At 63.7% G+C, this 19,444-nt stretch carries 22 protein-coding genes and 1 pseudogene; 14 read left to right on the top strand and 9 right to left on the bottom strand.

Translation table 11 applies throughout. The features are described from left to right. The first annotated feature begins 44 nt into the window (after positions 1-44). The 6 genes from bktB to NP825_RS22540 all read left to right on the top strand — a co-directional run bounded on the left by bktB (position 45) and on the right by NP825_RS22540 (position 4,929). A complete protein-coding gene (gene bktB / locus NP825_RS22565; protein WP_015460542.1) occupies positions 45-1,241 on the top strand; it encodes a beta-ketothiolase BktB in 1,197 nt (398 codons plus the stop codon). 10 nt (positions 1,242-1,251) lie between these two features. Continuing rightward, entirely contained in the window at positions 1,252-1,944 is a 693-nt protein-coding gene (locus NP825_RS22560; RefSeq protein ID WP_015460543.1) for a YoaK family protein, read from the top strand. Positions 1,945-1,972: 28 nt separating this feature from the next. Continuing rightward, positions 1,973-2,278, top strand: coding sequence for an alkylphosphonate utilization protein (locus NP825_RS22555; RefSeq protein ID WP_015460544.1), 306 nt, complete (start codon positions 1,973-1,975; stop codon positions 2,276-2,278). 114 nt (positions 2,279-2,392) lie between these two features. Continuing rightward, positions 2,393-2,941, top strand: coding sequence for a cytochrome b (locus tag NP825_RS22550; RefSeq protein WP_257551741.1), 549 nt, complete (start codon positions 2,393-2,395; stop codon positions 2,939-2,941). 382 nt (positions 2,942-3,323) lie between these two features. Further along, positions 3,324-3,677: a helix-turn-helix transcriptional regulator gene (locus NP825_RS22545; protein WP_015460546.1), complete on the top strand. Its 354-nt coding sequence runs from the start codon at positions 3,324-3,326 to the stop codon at positions 3,675-3,677. Next, positions 3,667-4,929, top strand: coding sequence for a type II toxin-antitoxin system HipA family toxin (locus tag NP825_RS22540; RefSeq protein WP_015460547.1), 1,263 nt, complete (start codon positions 3,667-3,669; stop codon positions 4,927-4,929). The genes NP825_RS22545 and NP825_RS22540 overlap by 11 nt, the downstream gene beginning before the upstream one ends. Before the next feature lie 93 nt (positions 4,930-5,022). Here NP825_RS22540 and NP825_RS22535 read toward each other — a convergent pair. Continuing rightward, positions 5,023-5,376 (bottom strand): annotated as a pseudogene (locus NP825_RS22535) (hypothetical protein); the annotation flags it as partial. On the opposite strand from NP825_RS22535, the gene NP825_RS22530 reads away from it, so the two are divergent. Further along, positions 5,278-6,042, top strand: coding sequence for a slipin family protein (locus NP825_RS22530; protein WP_015460549.1), 765 nt, complete (start codon positions 5,278-5,280; stop codon positions 6,040-6,042). The pseudogene NP825_RS22535 and the gene NP825_RS22530 sit on opposite strands and share 99 nt — an antisense overlap. A gap of 290 nt (positions 6,043-6,332) precedes the next feature. Here the strand turns inward: NP825_RS22530 and NP825_RS22525 are convergent, their stop codons facing one another. From NP825_RS22525 to trxC, 4 genes are all read right to left on the bottom strand, one after another. Beyond that, positions 6,333-7,127 (bottom strand): sulfite exporter TauE/SafE family protein, encoded by a 795-nt coding sequence (locus tag NP825_RS22525; protein ID WP_015460550.1) that lies wholly within the window; start codon positions 7,125-7,127, stop codon positions 6,333-6,335. A 4-nt stretch (positions 7,128-7,131) separates the two neighbouring features. After that, a complete protein-coding gene (locus tag NP825_RS22520) occupies positions 7,132-8,052 on the bottom strand; it encodes an MBL fold metallo-hydrolase (RefSeq protein ID WP_015460551.1) in 921 nt (306 codons plus the stop codon). Positions 8,053-8,135: 83 nt separating this feature from the next. Beyond that, a complete protein-coding gene (locus tag NP825_RS22515) occupies positions 8,136-8,780 on the bottom strand; it encodes a peroxiredoxin (protein ID WP_015460552.1) in 645 nt (214 codons plus the stop codon). A 209-nt stretch (positions 8,781-8,989) separates the two neighbouring features. After that, positions 8,990-9,433 (bottom strand): thioredoxin TrxC, encoded by a 444-nt coding sequence (gene trxC, locus NP825_RS22510; protein ID WP_041865631.1) that lies wholly within the window; start codon positions 9,431-9,433, stop codon positions 8,990-8,992. Positions 9,434-9,542: 109 nt separating this feature from the next. On the opposite strand from trxC, the gene NP825_RS22505 reads away from it, so the two are divergent. Together NP825_RS22505 and NP825_RS22500 are read left to right on the top strand one after the other, a co-directional pair. Then, the gene (locus NP825_RS22505; RefSeq protein ID WP_041865632.1) at positions 9,543-10,208 is read left to right on the top strand and encodes a peroxiredoxin; all 666 of its coding nucleotides are present in this window, start codon (positions 9,543-9,545) and stop codon (positions 10,206-10,208) included. Beyond that, a complete protein-coding gene (locus NP825_RS22500) occupies positions 10,205-10,579 on the top strand; it encodes a helix-turn-helix transcriptional regulator (RefSeq protein WP_015460555.1) in 375 nt (124 codons plus the stop codon). The genes NP825_RS22505 and NP825_RS22500 overlap by 4 nt, the downstream gene beginning before the upstream one ends. Positions 10,580-10,622: 43 nt before the next feature. Here NP825_RS22500 and NP825_RS22495 read toward each other — a convergent pair whose 3' ends face one another. Together NP825_RS22495 and cydD are read right to left on the bottom strand one after the other, a co-directional pair. Beyond that, complete coding sequence (locus NP825_RS22495) at positions 10,623-12,233, bottom strand: amino acid ABC transporter ATP-binding/permease protein (RefSeq protein WP_015460556.1); 1,611 nt, start codon at positions 12,231-12,233, stop codon at positions 10,623-10,625. Next, a complete protein-coding gene (gene cydD / locus NP825_RS22490) occupies positions 12,230-13,810 on the bottom strand; it encodes a thiol reductant ABC exporter subunit CydD (RefSeq protein ID WP_015460557.1) in 1,581 nt (526 codons plus the stop codon). Before cydD ends, NP825_RS22495 begins: the two co-directional genes overlap by 4 nt. A gap of 91 nt (positions 13,811-13,901) precedes the next feature. Here cydD and NP825_RS22485 point away from each other — a divergent pair, with 91 nt between their 5' ends. From NP825_RS22485 to NP825_RS22465, 5 genes are read left to right on the top strand one after another with little or no spacing between them, the layout of a single operon-like run. Beyond that, complete coding sequence (locus tag NP825_RS22485) at positions 13,902-15,488, top strand: cytochrome ubiquinol oxidase subunit I (RefSeq protein WP_015460558.1); 1,587 nt, start codon at positions 13,902-13,904, stop codon at positions 15,486-15,488. Between the two features lie 12 nt (positions 15,489-15,500). Further along, positions 15,501-16,649 (top strand): cytochrome d ubiquinol oxidase subunit II, encoded by a 1,149-nt coding sequence (gene cydB, locus NP825_RS22480; protein ID WP_015460559.1) that lies wholly within the window; start codon positions 15,501-15,503, stop codon positions 16,647-16,649. Between the two features lie 14 nt (positions 16,650-16,663). Beyond that, on the top strand, positions 16,664-16,774 hold the full coding sequence (gene cydX, locus NP825_RS22475; protein ID WP_015460560.1) for a cytochrome bd-I oxidase subunit CydX: 111 nt from the start codon (positions 16,664-16,666) through the stop codon (positions 16,772-16,774). Positions 16,775-16,815: 41 nt separating this feature from the next. Beyond that, positions 16,816-17,574 carry a prolipoprotein diacylglyceryl transferase family protein gene (locus NP825_RS22470; RefSeq protein ID WP_374046579.1) on the top strand — a complete coding sequence of 253 codons (759 nt, stop codon included), beginning with the start codon at positions 16,816-16,818 and terminating at the stop codon, positions 17,572-17,574. A gap of 22 nt (positions 17,575-17,596) precedes the next feature. Next, positions 17,597-18,022, top strand: a complete 426-nt coding sequence (locus NP825_RS22465) for a DUF2202 domain-containing protein (protein ID WP_015460562.1) — start codon at positions 17,597-17,599, stop codon at positions 18,020-18,022. Between the two features lie 45 nt (positions 18,023-18,067). Here NP825_RS22465 and NP825_RS22460 read toward each other — a convergent pair whose 3' ends face one another. Together NP825_RS22460 and NP825_RS22455 are read right to left on the bottom strand one after the other, a co-directional pair. Further along, positions 18,068-18,832 (bottom strand): hypothetical protein, encoded by a 765-nt coding sequence (locus NP825_RS22460; protein ID WP_015460563.1) that lies wholly within the window; start codon positions 18,830-18,832, stop codon positions 18,068-18,070. Continuing rightward, positions 18,829-19,443 (bottom strand): DUF3365 domain-containing protein, encoded by a 615-nt coding sequence (locus NP825_RS22455; protein WP_257551739.1) that lies wholly within the window; start codon positions 19,441-19,443, stop codon positions 18,829-18,831. Before NP825_RS22455 ends, NP825_RS22460 begins: the two co-directional genes overlap by 4 nt. Between the last annotated feature and the right edge of the window lies 1 nt (position 19,444).

Genomic DNA, 19,444 nt, shown 5'->3' with positions numbered 1-19,444 from the left:
CTCTTGTCCGGTTCGGACGAGCCTATTGTTGAATGGAGGAATGCTTGAACGACGTCGTGATCTTGTCGGGTGTCCGCACCGCGATCGGCGATTTTGGGGGAAGCCTCAAGGATGTCGCGCCATGGGAGCTCGGGCGCGTCGTCATTGCCGAAGCCATCAAGCGGGCCGGAATCGAACCTGGCGATGTGGAGCATGTGGTCCTTGGCCAGGTTATCCAGAGCGAGCCGCGCGATGCCTATGTCTCCCGGATTGCCGCGATTGCAGCGGGGATTCCTGATCGAACCCCGGCGCTCACCCTGAACCGTCTGTGCGGATCGAGCGTTCAGGCCATTGTTTCTGCCGCCCAGATGATCGCCTTGGGCGAGTGCAGCATCGCCGTTGCCGGCGGTGTCGAGAGCATGAGCCAATCGCCACACGTCCTCAAAGGTCTGCGCTGGGGTCGCAGGATGGGCGATGAAATGATGATCGATGCGATGAACGCGACACTAAGCGATCCCTTCGGCGCAGGCCACATGGGGGTTACTGCCGAAAACGTTGCCGAGCGTCATGGCATCACCCGGGCCGAGCAGGACGCACTGGCGGCCGAAAGCCATCGCCGGGCGGCAAGAGCCCAGCAGGAAGGCCGCTTTCGCGAGCAGATCGTCCCCGTGGAGATCAAGGGCCGGGGCGGCGCCCATATGTTCGAAGTCGACGAGCATGTGCGCGCCGACGTTTCCAGTGAAGCGCTCGGCGTGCTCCAACCCATCTTCCGCAAGGACGGCGGGACCGTGACAGCGGGCAACGCCAGCGGGATCAACGACGCTGGCGCGGCCCTGGTGCTGGCCTCCGCCGCCACTGCCGAGACCTGTGGACTGACACCCCGCGCCCGGGTGGTCAGTTGGGGGCATGCCGGTGTCGCCCCCGAGGTCATGGGGCTGGGGCCGGTCGAAGCCGTGCCCATCGCCCTCAAGCGGGCCGGCTTGTCACTTGACGATATCGACGTGATCGAAGCGAACGAGGCTTTTGCCGCACAGGCTTGCGCGGTGGCCAAATTACTCGATTTGCCACCCGAAAAGGTCAATCCCAATGGCAGTGGCATTGGACTTGGGCACCCGGTCGGCGCAACCGGCGCCATCATCACCATCAAGGCGCTTTATGAACTCGAGCGCATTGGCGGCCGCTATGGGCTTGTGACCATGTGCATTGGCGGCGGACAGGGGATCGCGCTCGTGATCGAGCGATGGCCGGCCGGTGAGGCATGAGAGGCAAGCCATGAGCGAACCCGGCCGGATACGCAGACGTCGCAGTTCGCTGGATATCGGCAGGGCGGAACGCGCACTGGTGCAACTGGCCGCCATGCTGGCGCTGCTTGCAGGCTTTATCAATGCCGTTGGTTTTCTGGCTTTCGGTAATGTTTTCCTGGCATCGCCTGAGGCCAACACCACGGTGCTGGGCGTTAACCTTCCGGGTAGCGTGGCTATCGCGCAATTTGCCGCAGGCATGGTGGCCAGTTTCGTTGGAGGTGTCGTGCTTGCGACCCTGGTCGCACACGGCACGAGCCATTACCGGCGCACGGTGACGCTCGCCTGCACCACGGTTGCCCTGACTGGCGCCTATCTTGTGTTCCGGTTGAATGTCGCGATCGTCCCGGCCATCCTCCTCGCCATGGCGATGGGTGCCGCCCATTGCCTGTTCGAGAAGGACGATCCCGACCTGCGGGAGGCCATGTCGCCCTCAACGCAGATCGTCCGGTTCGGGGAGGCATTGGCCGGCGGACGACATGGCGTGAACCATCGCCAGCTTGGCCTGCATGCATCGTTTTGGCTGGCCTTCCTGATGGGCGGGCTTGCAGGCGCCGGCGCGTGGATGGCGTTCGACATTCGTTCCATTGCGTTGGCCGCCATCGTGGCTGGATTGCTGACAATGCGCACCTGGTTGATTGAACGCGATCTGTTCCGTGCCTGACGCACATTCCTGAGCAATGGAGAACCCGATGAGTAATGATGAATATGTCTACGATGAAGAATCCGGTGAATGGATGCCCGCATCCGAACTCGCGGAACGGCGCGCCACAGTGGACCGGGTCGAAGTCCGCGATGCCTTGGGCAACCTGCTTGCTGACGGCGACCAGGTCACGTTGGTCAAGGACCTGGTCGTCAAGGGCGCGGGCCAGACTCTGAGGCGCGGGACGCTGATAAAGTCGATCCGACTTACCGATGACCCGCAGGAAATCGACTGCCGATATGAAGGAATCAAAGGTTTGGTGCTTCGCGCGGAGTTTGTACGCAAGCGCAGCTGATTGGCAGGTCCGACATTTTCGGTTCCACCCGTTTTTCGGCGCAAAGGTGCTTGAGGAAGATCAAGGCATTTTGCTCGTCTCGACGGCAGCATGAAAGATGATGTGAGGTTCGCAATGAGTACAACCGATATCCGTCAGCGTTTCTCTTCCCTGTCGATCACTCTGCACTGGCTCATGGTGCTGCTGATCTCGGCGGTTTATGCGGCCATTCTCCTGCGGGAGAACTATCCCAAGGGAACCGACATGCGTGAAGGGCTGAAATCCTGGCATTTCATGCTCGGGCTCGCTGTTCTGGCATTGGTCATCATCCGCTTGGTAGCGCGCCTTAGCCAGCGCAAGCCGCCAGTCACGCCGGAACCGTCAGCATGGCAGGCGCTTCTGGCCAACGCGACGCATCTTGCGCTCTATGCGTTCATGTTGGCGATGCCCTTGGCGGGCTGGGTTATTCTGAGCGCGTCGGGCAAGCCGATTCCATTCTTTGGCCTCGAACTGCCGGCTCTTGTCGGCCAGAGCAAGACCTTGGCGGGACAGGTGAAGGATTGGCACGAGACCGTCGGGACCATCGGATATTTCCTGATCGGCTTCCATGCTCTTGCCGCTCTCTTCCATCATTACATCGTCAAGGACGATACCTTGCGCCGCATGCTGCCGGGCCGGCATTGATGTCGGCCTGTCGATCAGGCCGGATCCCGGTAATCCTCATTCTTCGTCAGCATTGCCCAGATGGTGCACGCCAGGACCGTCTACAAGCGACAGCGGGAAGGGGCATCGTGACCGAAGAGGTGAAGAAAGGTCGTGTCGGAAACCGGTTCGATGATTTCCTCAGCCGAACGCGGTGCTGGCGCACGCCAGGCGGCGATGCCCGCGTCCATGGCTTCCAGCGGATATTCGCTGGAATTCCTGCCGGAAGCTCAGTGCCGGATATCACCATAGGCTTTGGAAATGACTTATATAAACACCAAATAAACCTATAAGGCTTATATATAAGCCATATTCTTGACATTTGATCCCATTTTCGGCATCCTTGGATATAAAGGATGCAGCCATGCCGCGCGCAAAACACTCGACCATCGATCGGACTTATTCCCGCTATGGACGGGAAGCCATCGCCACGCTTGGACAGCTCATCCGGATAGGCCGGATCGAGCGGAAGCTGAGCATGGTCGAACTGGCCGAACGTGTCGGCATTTCCCGCGACATGCTGCGCCGGATCGAAAACGGCGATCCGCGCTGCGAGATCGGCGCGGTGTTCGAGGCCGCGACGATTGTCGGCGTATCCTTGTTCGAAGAGGATAGGGGGCGTCTGGCCACGCGCATGGCGGAGCAGGCCGAAAAACTCAGCCTGCTTCCCAAGAAGGTCCGCAAACCCAGGACCACGGCGGTGCGCGATGACTTCTGAACGCCGCCATGACGAGGCCTATGTCTGGATATGGCTGCCTGGCGCAGTGGAGCCGGTGGTCGCAGGTCTGTTGAGCCGCCAGCCGGACGGTCGTCTCGCCTTCAATTATGGCCAGAGCTATCTGGCCCGCAAGGACGCGGTTCCGATTTATGATCCCGAGCTTCCGCTCAAGGCCGGTATCCAGCCGCCGCACGACCGGATGCTGCTGCCAAGCTGCATCCGCGACGGCTCGCCCGATGCCTGGGGGCGGCGGGTCATCATCAACCGCATGCTCGGCACGAAGGGCAACGACGCAAACGCCGATCTCGACGAGCTGACCTATCTGCTGGAATCCGGTTCCGACCGGGTCGGCGCGCTCGATTTCCAGCTCTCGCCGACCGACTATGTTCCGCGCGCACGGCAGAACGCGTCGCTCGAAGAGCTGATGCAATCGGCGGAGCGGGTGGAAAAGGGCGTTTCGCTTTCGCCCGATCTCGATCAGGCGCTCCAACACGGCACGTCGCTGGGCGGCGCGCGCCCGAAGGCGCTGATTGACGCCAAGACCCGAAAATTCATCGCCAAATTTTCAGCGAGCAACGACCTTTACAATGTCGTGAAAGCGGAATTCATCGCCATGCGGATGGCCAGGCTGGTGGGCCTCGACGTGGCCCATGTCGAACTGACCACGGGGCTCGGCAAGGACGTGCTGCTGATCGAGCGCTTCGACCGGCAACAAGGCCCAAGGGGCTGGATGCGCCGCGCCATCGTCTCGACGCTGACCATGCTCGAACTCGACGAAACCGAAGCGCGCTATGCGAGCTATGAGGACTTGGCGGAGATCGTGCGCCATCGCTTCACCGGTCCCAAGGCGACGCTCGAAGAGTTGTTTGGCCGGATCGTGTTCAACATCCTCTCAGGCAATACCGACGATCATGCACGCAATCATGCCGCGTTCTGGGACGGCAAGTCGCTGACGCTGACGCCTGCTTATGACATCTGCCCGCAAGGCCGCACCGGCGGCGAGGCATCGCAGGCCATGCTGATCGTTGGCGGCAAGCGGCTGAGCCAGCTCACCGTCTGCCTCGAAGCCGCGCCGAACTTCCTGCTGAGTCAGGATCGTGCGCGGAAGATCATGGACGACCAGATTGCCGCGATCCACGCGAACTGGGACGCTGTTTGCGACGAAGCCGGACTATCTCAGGTTGACCGCGCCCTCCTGTGGGGGCGGCAATTCCTCAACCCGTTTGCCTTGCAGGGCTTCGCCGAAAGTTGAGGCTCTTAATCACTTCCGTATCAGCGAATTGAAAGCGGTCGGTGGCAGTGGCAGCATTGACGCTCAACCCATTGATTCAAAATCCGGAATAGTTCACTCTCCGAGCAGGACGTTGGTTTTTCTCGATAATGGATGCAACTTCCACATATCGAGCCCACTGGGTTCCTGGAACAGCCGCAAATCGAACTCGGGCAGGATCGCCAGCAAATGGTCGAAGATATCGGCCTGAATGCTTTCATATTCGGCCCAGGCGGTGGTGCTGGTGAAGCAATAGACTTCCAGCGGCAGGCCTTGCGGTGTCGGCTGGAGCTGGCGCACCAGTTGCGTCATGCCTTGCGCAATCCGGGCATGAGCGCGCAGATAGGCAATCACATAAGCGCGGAACGTCCCGATATTGGTGACGCGCCGTGTGTTGACAGGATCGCGCCCGGCTTCGGCCAGCCGGGCACGCTCGGCCGCTTCACGGCCGTCAAGGGCCCCGGCCTCATCCTGCTTGTTCCCTATGTCCAGCAGATGGTCCGGATGGATCTCAGAACGGTGGTGCTCGACGTGCCGACGCAGGACGTGATCTCACGCGACAATGTTTCGGTCCGGGTGAGCGCGGTGATCTATTTCCGCGTGATCGACCCCGAGCGGGCGACGATCCAGGTCGAGAACTTCATGCAGGCGACCAGCGAACTGGCCCAGACCACGCTGCGCTCGGTCCTCGGCAAGCATGAACTGGACGATATGCTGGCCGAGCGGGACAAGCTCAACGCCGACATCCAGAAGATCCTCGACGCGCAGACCGATGCCTGGGGGATCAAGGTCGCCAATGTCGAGATCAAGCATGTCGACATCGATGAATCGATGGTTCGGGCCATCGCGCGCCAGGCCGAAGCTGAACGCGAGCGGCGCGCCAAGATCATCAACGCCGAGGGCGAACAGCAGGCGGCGCAAAAGCTGCTCGAAGCCGCCGAAATCCTGGGCCTGAAACCCGAAGCGATGCAGCTTCGCTATCTCTCGACTCTCAACGTGATCGCCAACGAGCGCAGCTCGACGATTGTCTTTCCCTTCCCCATGGACCTCAACGATTTCCTGAAAGCGGTCCCGCGCGGCGGGCAGGAGGATTGAAAATCACGGTCGGTGCCGCGATTCCCAGGGCGGGGTCACGATTAGCCGAAGGCCGTGCCAATTGAACGGCGCACCTTCGCGATTCTGTTGAAACGGGCTACACATACACCGCACGAAAATCTGTGACCGGCCGATTCTGGATGAAGCCGATGCTGGGGCAGGCACGCCGCATCGCCGGCACTGTCCCGATGCGCGGCTGACGCTGGATAGCGCACCGCTCATCCATATCGCGGGAGCCGAGCGCGCATCCTTGCCAGCATCGTTCGACATAATCCTCCGATTATGATTGCTCAAATTCCGTGCAAGATGGCGGATGCGCTCTGCCACAGCATATAGGCGGCGACCACGAAGATCAGCAGGGCGAAGATCGTGTTGAGCGCACCCTTGTGGGCAGAGAGCCGTTGCGAGAGCGCGGCACCGACAAGGCCGCCGATCACGCCGCCGCCGATGAACGTCGCGGCAAGCAGCCAATCGACCAGGCCGGAAAAGGCGTAGTTGAGCGCGGCCGTGAGGCCGAAGGCGGTGACGGCAACCAGCGACGAGCCGACCGCATTGCGCATCGGCATCCCTGTCGAGGCCATAAGCCCGGGCACGATCAGGAAACCGCCGCCGATGCCAAAGAAACCCGAGAACAGACCCGTCGCGCCGCCATAGCCGATCACCTTGGGCGCGTTCTCGCGCTCGCACTGGACATCGGGATTGCCGGGATCGCCGCGGCTTTTCAACATCAGCGCGCCGACGAGGATCATCAGCAGCGCGAACAGGAAGAGCAGCTTCTGCCCGTCAAACGCCTTGCCGAGCGTCGACCCGGCATAGGCGCCCACGACGCCTGCGGCCGCGAACATGCCCGCGCAGCGCCATTTGATCGTGCGCTGGCGGGCATGGGGGACGAGGTTCGCGCCGGCATTGACGGCGACCGCGAGTGCGCTGGTCCCTATAGCGACATGAGGCGAGGCAACACCGACCAGATAGACCATGAGGGGGACGGCGAGGATTGACCCGCCGCCGCCCACGAGACCCAGGGTGAAGCCGACGAGCGAACCCGATCCGGCCCCCAGCAGATATTGGATGGGTTCGAGCGTCATGGCCTTACAGCGTGTTAACCGGGAGCTTCAGATAGCTGGTGCCGTTGCTCTCCGGCTCCGGCATATGGCCGCCGCGCATGTTGACCTGAATCGACGGCAGGATCAGCCGGGGCATGTCGAGCGTCGCGTCGCGCGCCTCGCGCATGGCGACAAACTGGTCCTCGCTCACCCCGTCGCGCACATGGACGTTATGTTCGCGCTCCTCGCCCACCGACGTCTCCCAGGCATAAGTGTCGCGCCCAGGGGCCTTGTAATCGTGGCAGAGATACACGCCCGTCTGATCGGGCAGCGAGAGCAGGCGCCGGATGGACCGATAGAGGGTGCGCGCATCACCGCCGGGAAAATCGGCGCGCGCGGTGCCATAGTCAGGCATGAACAGCGTGTCGCCGATGAAGGCCGCGTCGCCGATCACATAGGCCATGTCGGCTGGTGTGTGGCCCGGAACATGCAGCGCGATCGCCTCGATCGACCCGACCTGGAAGCGGTCGCCGTCATCGAACAGGCGGTCGAACTGCGAGCCGTCGCGGGCGAAGCGCGTGCCCTCATTGAAGATCTTGCCGAACACCTCCTGCACCGTGAGGATATGGCGACCGATCGCCAGCGTCCCACCCAGCTTTTCCTGCAGATAGGGCGCGGCCGAGAGATGGTCCGCATGGGCGTGCGTTTCGAGCAGCCATTCGACCTCCAGGCCTTCGCTCTGGATATAGTCGATCACCTTGTCGGCCGACGCGAAGGAAGTGCGCCCCGATGCCGGGTCGAAGTCGAGCACGCTGTCGATGATCGCGGCCCTGGCGGTCGCGGGATCGGAGATGACGTGGGTCACGGTGAACGTGTCCTCGTCGAAGAAACTGCGAATGACCGCGGGCCGCGCATTGCTCGCGGCCTCGACGATGCGGGTGGCTTCACGGATTTGCGGGTCGGCCATGGTCTTGTCCTTTCATTCGATAACCGGGTGTGCCGGCTCCGCGCTCAGGGGGAGAGGTGCTGCGCGGAGCCGGCCCGACCGGCTCAGAGTGCCTTCTTGCTGAAGTACCAGTCGGTGTAATCGTAGCCCTCGTCCTTGCGGGCCTTGGCGGCTTCAGCCGTGGCAGGCGGTGGCACGATCACCGGCTCACCGGGCTGCCAGTTTTCAGGCGTCGCGATCTTGTTGGCATCGGACGTCTGAAGCGCGGTGAGCAGGCGGACGAATTCATCGACCGAACGGCCGTTCGACATCGGGTAGTAGACCATCGCGCGGATGATGCCCTCGGGATCGATGATGAAAGTGGCCCGAACCGCCGAGGTGTCCGAGGCGCCGGGATGGATCATGCCGAAGGCCTTCGCGACGATCATCGACAGGTCGTCGATGATCGGAAACGGGATCTCGACCCCGAACTTCTCCTCGATACTGCGCATCCAGGCGATGTGCGAATGCACGGAGTCGATGGAGAGGCCCAGCAGTTCGCAGTTGAGCGCCTTGAAACGGTCCGCCGCCTTGGCGAAGCCCATGAACTCGGTCGTACAGACCGGGGTGAAGTCCGCGGGGTGGGAAAAGAGGACGAGCCACTTGCCCTTGTAATCGTCGAGCGAGCGTTCGCCGTGGGTGGTTTTGGCCTTGAAGGCGGGCGCCGGTTCGTTGATCCGGGGCATGGAGGGGGTGGCCTGATCTGTCATTTTATCGTCTCCTGTACCTGAGTATCTGACAGACATTGAATACATAATTCATTTAATCGTGAAAACACGATAAACTTAATACCTCTGACCGGATTTTTCAATCTTTTCCAAATTTGGCGGCTAAGGCCGGATTCGCGGCGCGCCAGAGCGGGCGTACAAACGCCACAAAGCATCATTTAGGCTAAGTGTAGGGGTGATAGAGACCCGAATCAGGCGCTGGCAAGAGTCTGCCTGACCCATGCGACGAGTCGCCCGCGGTCCATAGCGCCGGCCTGCCGCGCGACCTCTCGGCCGCCCTTGAAGAGTATCAGCGTCGGGATCGACTGGATGCGGTAACGCCCGGCTATGCCCTGCTCGGCCTCGGTGTCGACCTTCAGCAACCGGACATGCGGCTCCAGATCGGCGGCAGCGGCCTTGAACGCCGGCGCCATGGCGCGGCACGGCCCGCACCAACTCGCCCAGAAATCGACGAGCACAGGCAGGCTTCCGCGCCCGATGTGACGGTCGAATGCCGCCTGATCGACATCGACAGGCTGGCCCTGGAACAACGGCATCGAGCATCGTCCACAATTGGGCGCAGCACCGATCTTCGCACCGGGAACCCGGTTGATGCTCGCGCAAACCGGGCAAACCACCAGCTGGGAATCAGACATGCGGATGGCCCTCCTGTGAAACCGCAAGCACTGCTTAATCGTTTACCCGCATGATGTAACCGTGTAAAAAAGCCGGTTCAAGACTCGCCTCCCTTCAGGAGTAGGAAATTTGAATCCCAGCGCAAATGAGAGTGGCGTGTGTTCGCCGGTCCAGATCGGCGATGCCGCACCCAATTTCCAGGCGCGCACGACCATGGGCGAAATGAGCCTGTCAGATTATCGTGGCCGATGGGTGTTGCTGTTCTCGCATCCCGCGGACTTCACGCCGGTCTGCACCAGTGAATTCGTCGCGCTCTCACGCGCCGGAGAGCGGTTCAAGGCGCTGAATTGCGCTCTGGTCGCGATCTCGGTCGACAGCCTCTATTCGCACCTCGGATGGATACGGGCGATCCATGAGCATTTCGGTGTCACGGTCGGTTTTCCGATCGTCGAAGATCCCTCGATGGTCATCGGCCACGCTTACGGGATGATCGCGGACGATGCGCCTGACTCCGCCACGCTGCGCGCGACCTTCTTCATCGACCCCGACGGCATCATCCGCGCCAAGCTCTGCTACCCGGCCACTATCGGCCGATCAGTGGAGGAGCTGCTGCGCGTCGTCGCCGCGCTGCAAAGGGTCGACAGCGACAATGTGGTCACGCCCGAAGGCTGGCGCCCCGGCGATGACGTGCTGCTTCCACCCTATCAGGATCAAGACTCCGCGCTCGATGCGGCAGGCGACGCCTGCTGGTTCCACCGGACACGGCCCGACAAGCACAAAGAGGCAGGCAAGTGACGACCTTCACCGACACCGAACTCGATGCGATCACCGACATTCTCAAGGCGCTCGCGCATGAGGTGCGGCTGAAGCTCATGCGGACGCTGCTCGAGAATGGCGAGAAATCGGTCGGTGAACTCGAAGCCATGACCGGCATCGGCCAACCGGGGCTGTCGCAGCAGCTTGGCATCCTGCGCAAGGCCGAGCTGGTGCAGACGCGCCGCGAAGCCAAGCTCGTCTTCTACAGCCTGGCGCCGGAGACCCTGAAAAGCACCGCGACGCTGCTCTGCGCTCTGTCGGGCATTTCGTCTCAAGCAACGCCACCTGGAACCAGGAACACGCATGCGCGCGCACGGGGATCGGCCGCGACCTTCGCCAGGATCTTGTGATCGCGCCTTTGACGACGCTTCGATGATAAGCACGCCCGCGTCGTCACGCGCGAAGTTCGATGATGCGGCCTTCGCCTCCAAGCGCCAGCAATGCCCGCCTGTGGCTCACGACGACAAGGCCGGTTCCCGTCTCACGCAGCCAGGTGTCGAGCCGGCGTGCAAGCCGCGTTTCCGTCACAATATCGAGCCCTTCGCTCGGCTCATCGAGCAACAGCCAGGGCTTGCCTGCGAGAACGGCGCGGGCGATCGACAGCCGCTTGCATTGCCCGCCCGACAAACGCGCGCCGCCATCGCCGACCCAGTGATCCAGCCCATGCGGCATCGCGCGCACGTCGATCGCGAGGCAGGCCACTTCCAACGCCGCCCAAAGCTGATCGTCGCTGAGGCCGGGGCGCGCCACACGCAGATTGTCGCGAACCGTTCCCGACAAGAGCTGGGCATCCTGCGGCGATAGCGCGAACGCCGCCCGCACCGCTTCGGGCGGCAGCGCGCAAAGGGGCTGGCCGTCGAGGCGAATGCCGCAATCGGAATCAGCAGGCCGAATCCCGGCGAGCGTTTCGAGAAGGCTGGTCTTGCCGCTGCCGGATTGCCCCGCAATCCCCAAGCGCTCGCCAGCCTCGAGCCGGACATGCACGCCATCGCGATCCAGAGCGATGGTCCGCCCGACCGGCCCAAACGAGATTCCTGCCAGGGCAGGCATCGGATGTCGGCCCGCCATGTCGTCCAAACGCGCGAAGGCGGCCATGACGAGCGCGCCCCGCGATACACCGCGCACATAGCCGGACATGGCCTCGATCGCACCCGCGGCCGCCAGCACGGCCAGCACCGTCATGGGCAAGGGAGCGTTGGAGATCGCGAGGACAGCACCCATCGCGAGACCCCCGCCAAGGGTTAGCCCCGCGTCGATGATCGCTTCCCCGCGTGCGAAACGGCGACGCGCGCTGTCCAGTTCGGCCGTCTCGATCGCCAGGCTTCGCTCGATCGCGGGGGCCAGATCATAGGCCAGGATTTCAGGCGAAGCCGACGTATAGTCGATCATGCTCGCCTTCAGTCGCGCCAGCGCCACCGCGTTGTCGGTCGCGGCGATCGCGAGCATTCGGGGAGCCGCCAGGTGCGCCCACGCGGCGAGGCCAGCGAGGAGCACCAGCAAGGCAAGGCTGGCCCAAGGGCTTGCGAGCCCTACAAGGGCAAGGCCGATCACCGCACCGGCAAGGGCGGCGGGGAGCGCCGGCTTGCGAACCAGGCTGTCTTCGAGCGCACCGATGTCCTGAACGAGCCGGGTCACGGTATCGCCCGCCGATACGGCCCGCACGTCGCGAACCGACAGGATGCGGTCGAACAGGCGCGCGCGGACTATCGCGAGCGCCATCAAGGCCGCGCGATGACCATAGAGCCGCTCCCCATAGCGCGCCGTCGTCCTTATGATCGCGAGCAGCCGGATCATCGCGCTCGGCAGGAGATAGTTGAAGCCCTGCGCGGCCAGCACACCGCCAAGGCCGGCGAGCGCCGCACCGGTGATGAACCATCCCGACAGGCCCAGCAGAAGGACCGCAGCGATCGTCGCGGCAGCAGCGAGCGCCCCCGCGATACGGAAAGCGCGGCGTTCAGGGCCGATGGCTTCGCGCAGCAGCCGGTCCATGTCTGCGCGGCTCATGCCAGCATCATTTCGTTGTCGGCAATCGCAGCCAGCTCGGTACTGTGCGTCACCATGAAGACTGTGCGCCCCTTCGCGGCCGACGCCAATATCCGGGCGATGTCAGCCGCTGACCTTGCATCGAGATCCGCCGTCGGCTCATCGAGCAGCCAGAGCGGCGCGTCCTTCAGCAGCACGCGCGCAATGCCAACGCGGCGGCGTTCGCCGCCCGACAGGCCCGAACCGCGATGGTCGAGCGGTAGCCCCAAGCCTTCCCCGCGCGCCGCGATCATCGGTCCAAGGCCGGCAGAACGTGCGGCTGCTTCAACCTCGGCGTCACCAGCCTCCGGGCGTGCAAGGCGGATATTGTCGGCGAGCGTTCCGGGGATGAACGCGACCGATTGCCCCGCCCAGCCTATATGGCCGGGAAGCTCGACGTCGGCCGCGTCTCGCTCGTCGATCAGAATCCGTCCCCTGCCGATCGGCGCCAGTCCCAGCAGCGCATGAAGCAGGCTCGATTTTCCGCTTCCGGTGGCCCCGCGCAGCGCGAAACTGGTGCCTGCGGCTACGTCCAGCGTGAACGGACCAATCGCCGTCTCGCCATAGTCGATGACCACGTCGTTGAAGCGTAGCGCGGGCGGACCTTCGAGCGGGTGCCGCGATCGCGATGGAGCAGCGGGCGCGATGGCTTCCAGGCGTTCGACGGCCGCCTCTCCAACCTGCTTGTCGTGATAGGCCGCAGCAAGCCGGCGCATGGGGAGATAGAATTCGGGCGCGAGAATGAGAACGAAAAGGGCTTGGCCCAGGGTCAGCTTCTCAGGGGCCGGGAAAGGCAGGATGCCGAGCAGATTGAAGCCGCAATAGAGCGCGACCAGCGCCACCGACAGCGCCGCGAAGAATTCGATGATCGCGCTCGATACGAACGCGACCTTCAGCACGTCGATCGTTCGCACCGCGACCTCACGGGTAGCGTCGGCAAGGTGCCCCCCAATGCGATCCTGCGCGCCGAAGCCGACGATGACCGGCAAGGCCCGCACCCGGTCGACGAACAGGCCCGACAGGCGGCTGAGCGCGTCAAGCTGGCGCGCGGCGGCACGGGCGGCCGCCGTGCCCGCGAGCGCCATGCCCAAGGCAAAAGGCACGAGCGTCGCCAGCATGATCGCACCGGCGACCCAGCTTGCGAAGGTGGCGGCAACCGCGATGACGAGGGGAGAGAGGACCGCTGCGCGGCGGAGTGGCTGGAAGCGGGCATGGAAACCGCCCAGGTCCTCGATGCGGTCGACGGCATCGGCGACCGTTTCGCCCAGCATCCGGCGATCGCCCGGCGCCGCGACGAGGATGCAGGGATAGACGCGCTTTCGCCAGTTCGCCTTGGCGGCCATGGCCGCGGCTTCGCCGGCGTCGGTCGCACCGATCTGTATCGCGGCGCGAAGCAAGGCAGCGGCAATCAGTCCCCCCACGGCGAGCAGCAGATTTCCAGGAGCGCCCCGCGCGGCTGCCACGACACCAGCAGCGAGCGCGGCAGCCATGAGAATGGCCGCGCCGCTATCCGCGGTCCAGAAAAGCGCCGCGCCCGGTCGATCAATTTGGTTGCTCATATACTCGCTTACGCGTAATGGCTAACCATAATCTTTTCAACCGACTCATGGCGACCATGCAAAGCCGGGCCGGAATGCAAGGAGTCTTGCCATGGACATGGCCGTGATCGAACTCTCCCGGCTGCAATTCGCGCTGACAGCACTCTACCACTTTCTCTTCGTTCCGTTGACCCTTGGCCTCTCCTTCATACTGGTCATCATGGAGAGCATCTATGTGATGACGGGCCGGGAGATATGGCGGACCGTCACGCGCTTCTGGGGCAAGCTGTTCGGCATCAACTTTGTGCTCGGCGTCGCTACCGGGATCACCATGGAATTCCAGTTCGGCACCAACTGGTCCTACTATTCGCACTATGTCGGCGACATCTTCGGGGCGCCGCTCGCCATCGAAGGGTTGATGGCCTTCTTCCTCGAAGCGACCTTCGTGGGTCTCATGTTTTTCGGATGGGACAAATTGTCCAGGGTCGGGCATCTGCTGACCACCTTCATGGTCGCGCTCGGCTCCAACCTCTCGGCGCTGTGGATTCTGGTCGCCAATGGCTGGATGCAGAACCCGGTCGGATCGCGCTTCAATCCCGCGACGATGCGCATGGAAGTCTCCGACTTCATGGCGGTTCTGTTCAACCCGATCGCGCAGGCGAAATTCGTGCATACAGTGAGCGCGGGCTATGTCTGCGCCTCGGTCTTCGTGCTCGGCGTCTCGGCCTGGTATCTGCTCAAGGGCAAGTGGACGGCGGTGGCGAAACGCAGCTTCACCGTGGCGGCCGCTTTCGGCCTTGCTTCCTCGCTGTCGGTCGTCGTGCTGGGTGACGAAAGTGGTTACGCGCTTACCGATAACCAGAAGATGAAACTCGCCTCGCTCGAAGCCATGTGGCACACTGAGCCGGCACCTGCAGGCATCGCCGTCATTGGCTTTCCGAGCGTCGCGGACCGCGAGACCTATTTCGAGGTCAAGATCCCCTATGTGCTCGGCCTCATCTCGACCCGCAGCCTGACGGGCGAAGTTTCCGGTATCTTCGAACTGGTGGCCAAGGCGCAGGACCGTATCGAACATGGCATCAAGGCCTATGATGCGGTGGAACGGCTGAAGCTCAACCAGAACGACCTGGCCGCGCGCGAGCAATTCGAGCGGAGCAAGGCCGATCTCGGTTACGCCCTGCTTCTTAAGCGTTTCGTCGCCGATCCGCGGGCTGCGACACCCGAGCAGATCGAGAAGGCCGCATGGTCGACCGTGCCCAACGTGCCGGTCATGTTCTGGGTTTTCCGCGTGATGGCGGGCCTCGGCTTCTTCTTCATCGCCTTCTTCGGCGCGGCGTTCTGGATGGCATCGGTGCGGCGCTTCGGTTGCGACAACCGCTTTTGCCGCACCTTCCTGCGCGCTGCGGTCTGGATCATTCCCTTGCCGTGGATCGCGATCGAATTTGGCTGGATTCTCGCTGAGGTCGGCCGCCAGCCCTGGGCGATCGAAGGGGTCTTGCCGACATTCCTTGCCGCATCGAGCCTGACCGTCGGGCAACTCTGGACAACGATCATCGGTTTCACATTACTCTACGGCGCTCTTGCGGTCATCGAAGTGCGACTCATGCTGGCGGCGATCCGCAAGGGGCCTGACGAGCATCGCGCGACCGCGCCGACGCCGGCGAGCCCCAACGGCTACGCGCCCATTCCTGCCGAATAAGGAGAACAGGTCATGGCACCTCCCATCGACTATGAAACGCTCCGGCTGATCTGGTGGCTCCTGATGGGTGTCCTCCTGATCGGCTTCACCCTGACCGACGGCTTCGACCTCGGCACCGCCGCGCTGCTGCCCTTCGTCGCGAAGACCGATGCCGAACGCCGCCTCGTCATCAACTCGATCGGCGCGACGTGGGAGGGGAACCAGGTCTGGTTCATCCTCGGCGGCGGCGCGATCTTCGCGGCCTGGCCGTTCGTCTATGCGGTCAGCTTCTCGGGCTTCTACCTCGCGATGTTCCTCGTTCTCGCCGCACTCATCCTGCGGCCCGTGGGCTTCAAATATCGCTCGAAGAAGCCCGACGCGGCATGGCGGAGCCGCTGGGATTGGGCGCTGTTCATCGGCGGCTTCGTGCCAGCGCTGGTATTCGGTGTCGCGGTCGGCAACGTGCTGACCGGCATCCCCTTCCGGCTCGATAGCGACCTGCGCTCCTTCTATGAGGGGAGCCTGCTCGGCCTGTTCCATCCTTTCTCGCTGGTCGCAGGGCTGCTCTCGGTCGCGATGATCGTCCTGCACGGCGCGAGTTGGCTCGCGATCAAGATCGAACGCGGCGCGGTTCACGATCGGGCCCGCACCTTCGGCCAGATCGCGGCGGGTGCGTCGATCCTGCTGTTCGCGCTCGGCGGCGTGATGATTGCGACCATGGGCTATGGCTTCCGCCTGACGCACGGCGCTGATCCGCTCGGCCCCTCCAACCCGCTGCTGTCCGGCACCGTCGCGGCGCCGGGAGCCTGGCTCGACAATTACGGCGCGCATCCGTGGATGCTGGTCGCGCCGATTCTCGGCTTCGCGGGTCCGCTGCTGGCATGGATCGGTATCCGCAAGGGCCGGGAGGCGCTGGCGTTCGGTGGCTCGTCGATCGGGGCGGTGGGCATCATCGCTACCGTGGGCCTGTCGATGTTCCCGTTCATCCTGCCCAGCTCGATCGACCCGGCCTCCAGCCTGACCGTGTGGAACGCCTCGTCCAGCCATGTGACGCTGTTCATCATGCTGGCGGTGACGGCCGTCTTCCTGCCGATCGTGCTCATCTATACCGCCTGGGTCTACAAGGTGCTGTTCGGCCGCATCACGCTGCGGGACGTCGACACCAACCCCGACTTCTACTGAAAGGAACGACTTCGATGTGGTATTTCAGTTGGGTTCTGGGTGTCGGCCTCGCCGTCAGTTTCGGCATCCTCAACGGCATGTGGCATGAGTTCCACTCTGATCCCGATGATGACCCGGCTGCCTGAAGGGCGATCTGGTGATTAGCGTCGGTCCCCTGGCGCTTGCGTTGGAGCGGCTGTTCGCGGTCCTTGGGATCGTCGTCTTCATGGCGACGGCGAACTGGATCGGCCGTCGCCATGGCCCGGACAGCGATAAGGCCGCATGGCGCGCGCTGCTCGTCGGCCTCGTCGCGGCGCGCCTGGGCTTCGTAGCACAGAACTGGCCCGCTTTCGCGGTCGAACCCCTGAGCATCCTCTACGTCTGGCAAGGAGGTTTCTCGCCACTGATCGGCCTTGTGTCCGCCGCGATCGTGCTGGTCATATCGTTACGACGATCGCGGGCGCTGCCGCCTCTGGGACTTGCGTTCATGGGCTGCGCCGGGGCTGCCCTCGCTGCCACCGCATTGTTCCTTGCCTCGGCGCAGCGACCTCTGCCGCAAGGCGTCGTTCTCCAGTCGCTCGATGGCGGAACAAGCTCCCTCGACGATCGCATGGGCAAGCCGTTTGTCATCAATCTCTGGGCGACGTGGTGTCCGCCGTGCCAGCGTGAAATGCCGATGATGGTTACAGAAGCGGCGCGCTCGCCCGTGCCGATCCTGCTTGTCAACCAGGGCGAGGACGCGGCGAAGGTGCGCGCATGGCTGGACGGCAAGCACCTTGGATCGACAGACGTCCATCTGGACCCAAACCAGAACGCGGCGGCGGCGATCGGATCTGCGGGTCTCCCCGCCACGCTGTTCGTTGATAGCAAGGGCGTCATCCGCGTGCTGCATGTCGGCGAGATCTCGCGTGCCGCCCTACTCGCGGGATTACGGGGTCTGGAATAGAATTTTGATCAAGGAGAAGACCATGGCCACGGCAGAGCTGACGAAGATCCTGCTCGATGCGCTCGACGATGAGCGCAAGGCTGAGGCGACCTATGCGGCGGTGATCGACAGGTTCGGCCCGGTCCGGCCCTTCTCCAACATCATCGAGGCCGAACAGCGTCACGCTGCGGCGCTCGAACGCCAGCTCGCACGATTGGGAATTGATGTGCCGCCCAACCCGTGGGCCGGGAAAGTGACGGCGCCAGCCGCGCTCGCACAGGCCTGCGAAAGCGCGGTCCAGGGCGAGATCGAGAACATCGCCCTTTATGACCGGCTGATTCCGATGATCGACGATCCGGCGGCGCGCCAGGTGATGGAAAATCTGCAAGCCGCCTCGCGCGAACGTCACCTACCCGCCTTCAGGCGATGCCTCGAACGCGAGCGCGGCGGTGGTCGTGGGCGCGGGTGAAATAGCTCCTCGCTGACTGCCGGTTGCTGACGCCGGACCGCGCGATCAGGGGATGAGGATGCTGGAGGCGTCGACGCCGGTCGCACCCGTCTTTGTATCGACGGCCGTCACGGTGATGACATGCGCCCCGGCCTTGTCGACCGGCAAAGTGCCGGTGAAATAGCCGGTGCGACCGCCATAGGACAGGCTGACCTCGCCGGCGGGCTGACCATCGCGCTTCGCGCTGGCCCTGACATCGTAGCGCGCCGCATCCCAGATACCGCCGGGCTCGATCGGGCAACCGCACATCAAGGCGACATTGGCCGCAAGCCGAATGGCGGCCCCTGCAGTGCCGCGCTGGTGCGCAGCCGGCTCGACAAGATCAACCACGAGGCCCGGCAGCTCGAGCAACCAGCCATCGCCCTGCGTCGCGCCGCGCCCCGGCAAGACCCATCGCTGCGAGGTGACGCGCACCGCCGCCTGCGGCTGCGCGAGCGGGCCATAGGCTTCGACCTCAACCAGCCTCGGTTCGTCGATGTCGATCGTCGTCCTGAAAGCGGCGGCTGTTTCATCGGCAAGCGGTGTCCCGCGCGGGCCGCCTTTCATGATCCGGGCGGTGTCGCCGGTCGATCCCGCCGTGCGGCCGTGCACCAGCACCTCTCCGCTGCGCACATCCCGCACGATGATCTCGGCTCCGCCCATCGACGTGCCAACGAACTTTCCACCCTCGCTGATGACGCGAATGACAAGATCGGTGGGTTCGGCCGCGGCCGCCACAGGAAGCCCGGCAAGGATAAGCGCCGGCAGGCGGACAAGAGCGCCTGATCTCATTGGGCCGTTTCTCCTTTCCGGATCGCGCGGGACAAGGCCGCCTCATCCCAGCGAATCGAGAAGGCCCCGCGAAGCTGGCCCGGCGCAAAGCCCGTCGCCTGATCCCCGGGATAATTCGCGCGGATCGCCGCCGTCACTTCGGGCGCGATATTCTCGCCATGACAGGCAAGGCACATCGGCATGGTGGGGATGGCGCGCATATAGCGATATTGATCGCCTTCATGCGCCGTCCAGCGCCGAGGCTTGCCGTCCTCGCCCAGCGGTGCGTTCGCCCAGCCTTCCATGACGCGCTGCTCGGTTGCGTCGGCCTTTGCTGCCCGATTGCGGGCGCGCAGCGCCGTGCGCCTGACGCTCGCACCGCTTTCCTCCGAGAGTTGCGCCGCGAGCGCCGGGGCGATGCTCGAACAGACGCCGATCGCCCCCTGCGGCCCTTCAGTCGCCATCGCGGTGGTGAGGGCGCTCAGCAACTCCTTCTGGAAGCGGTCAGCCAGGACCTCGGAACGGGCCTGCGCTTCCCTGACCATCATGCCCTGATCCGGGGCGGCCTTGTCCGACGCGCAGGCTCCGAGCAACAGCACGGCCAGAAACGGTAAGGAAGCGCGGGCGATCATG

Source organism: Sphingopyxis sp. DBS4 (genome assembly GCF_024628865.1).
In the GTDB taxonomy this organism is placed as follows: domain Bacteria; phylum Pseudomonadota; class Alphaproteobacteria; order Sphingomonadales; family Sphingomonadaceae; genus Sphingopyxis.
The sequence above is the reverse complement of the archived record's forward strand: the minus strand, read 5'-3'. Positions and strand labels throughout refer to the sequence as shown.